The organism is Polaromonas sp. P1_E3 (assembly GCF_056405935.1).
Map to the genome: position 1 here is coordinate 1 of NZ_JBFUBD010000472.1, position 1,873 is coordinate 1,873.

Genomic DNA, 1,873 nt, shown 5'->3' on the forward strand with positions numbered 1-1,873 from the left:
ACCAGGCGCTACCGCCCATGGACATGGCTTTTGTCGGGAATCCTGCGTTGCATAAAAAAAGAAATTACCGGCTGGATGAGCTCGCCGAGATGGAGTTGCTGACATTTCAGAAGGGCTCTCAGCCGCACGTCACGCTGGTCGACCTGTTCAAGCAGAACCGCATGGAGCCCAAAAAGGTGCATGCCATTTCGTCGATTTCCGCGATGGTCCAGCTGGTGCAGGGCGGCTTTGGCGTGGCCCTTTTGCCGCGCATCGCGGTGCAGCGCCTGACAGGGTTTGCCAGCCTGAAATTGCTTGCCTGCGACACCCGTGTGAAGTCACTGCCGATCCACGCCAGCTACCGCACCGACCCGACTTCATCGGTGGTCGAGACGGTGGTCAGGTCGGCCGTGCAGTTTGCCGCGGAGAGTACGGGGTCCGGCACCAAAACGGTTCGCAAGCCGGCGGCCAAGGCTGCAAAAACAGGCAAAAAAGGTGCATCAGGGTAAATACTGATCATCGAAAAAATCGATGACGTAAGCAAAATATTTCGAATTTGCTGAAGGTCACCGACGCTTACACAATTCGCCCATCGTCATGAAAGTGACATATGCAAACGGGGAATTTTCTGGTGAGCACATCGACTGAATCGGCACTCTCGGTTTTCGGCGCAGGCGGCATCAACAATGCGGCACACGTTCGTGGCGTCATCCGGCAGGGCCACTGGACTTYGCAGACGAGCGGCCTGGCCAACGGTCATGTGCAGGGCAACGTGGTCATCCTTCCGGCAGCCGACGCCGGCGACTTCCTGCGCTACTGCCAGCGCAATCCAAAACCCTGTCCGGTGCTGGCGGTGTCGGAGCCGGGGCATGCGGAACTGCCCGCGCTGGGTGCGGACATTGACATCCGCACCGATCTGCCGCGCTACCGCGTGTGGCGCCATGGGGAACTGGCCGATGAGCCCACAGACATCGGTGCGCTGTGGCGCGAAGACATGGTGACGTTTGTGCTCGGCTGCTCATTTTCTTTTGAGCAAGCCCTGCAGGAAGCGGGTCTGCGCATCAGGCATATCGACCAGGGCAGCAATGTCCCGATGTACCGCACCACGACAGCCACCGAGCCGGCAGGTCCCTTCCACGGGCCCATGGTGGTCACCATGCGGCCGTTCAAGGCGGCCGACGCGATCCGCGCCGTTCAGATCACCTCGCGTTTCCCCGATGTGCACGGCGCGCCGGTGCACATCGGTGATCCGGCCCAGATCGGCATTGCCGATCTCACCAAGCCGGACTACGGCGACGCCGTCGAAGTGTTGCCGGGTGAAATTCCCGTTTTCTGGGCCTGCGGTGTCACGCCGCAGGCGGCCATCATGCAGGCCCGTCCCGAGTTCTGCATCACCCACGCACCGGGCGCGATGCTGATTACCGATCTTTTGAACCACCAACTTGCCAGTTTCTAGAAGGAGCTTTTGATGAGGACACTTATTTTTGGTTTGACGCTTGCCTGTGCCGGGTTTGCCCAGGCCCAGACAAAATGGGATCTGCCCACCGGCTACGGTGCCAACAGTTTCCAGACCCAGAACGTGCAGCAGTTCGCCACGGAGGTGGACCAGCTTACCGGCGGGAAACTCAAGATCACCCTGCATGCGGGTGGTTCGCTTTACAAGGCCAATGAGATCAAGCGTGCGGTGCAGACCGGCCAGGTGCAGGCCGCGGAGTTCATCCTTTCCGGCGCGGCCAACGAGAATCCGCTGTTCGGTGTTGACTCCATTCCCTTCCTGGCCACCAGTTACGCTGATGCGAAACGCCTGTATGTGGCGGCCAAACCGGCCCAGGACAAGCTGCTGGCCTCTCAGGGGGTCAAGGTGCTGTTCTCCGTGCCCTGGCCCGGTCAATCG

Annotated in this window: 3 protein-coding genes; all 3 read left to right on the forward strand. The window is 60.4% G+C overall.

The features are described 5' to 3' along the window. Nucleotides 1-488: LysR family transcriptional regulator substrate-binding protein (locus AC1D0Z_RS20690; RefSeq protein ID WP_477660041.1), on the forward strand; the 488-nt coding region annotated here is incomplete at its 5' end. A 101-nt stretch (nt 489-589) separates the two neighbouring features. Further along, the gene (locus tag AC1D0Z_RS20695; protein ID WP_477660042.1) at nt 590-1,435 is read left to right on the forward strand and encodes a putative hydro-lyase; all 846 of its coding nucleotides are present in this window, start codon (nt 590-592) and stop codon (nt 1,433-1,435) included. 12 nt (nt 1,436-1,447) lie between these two features. Then, nucleotides 1,448-1,873, forward strand: a 426-nt coding sequence (locus tag AC1D0Z_RS20700; protein ID WP_477660043.1) for a type 2 periplasmic-binding domain-containing protein, incomplete at its 3' end; no start/stop codon positions are given.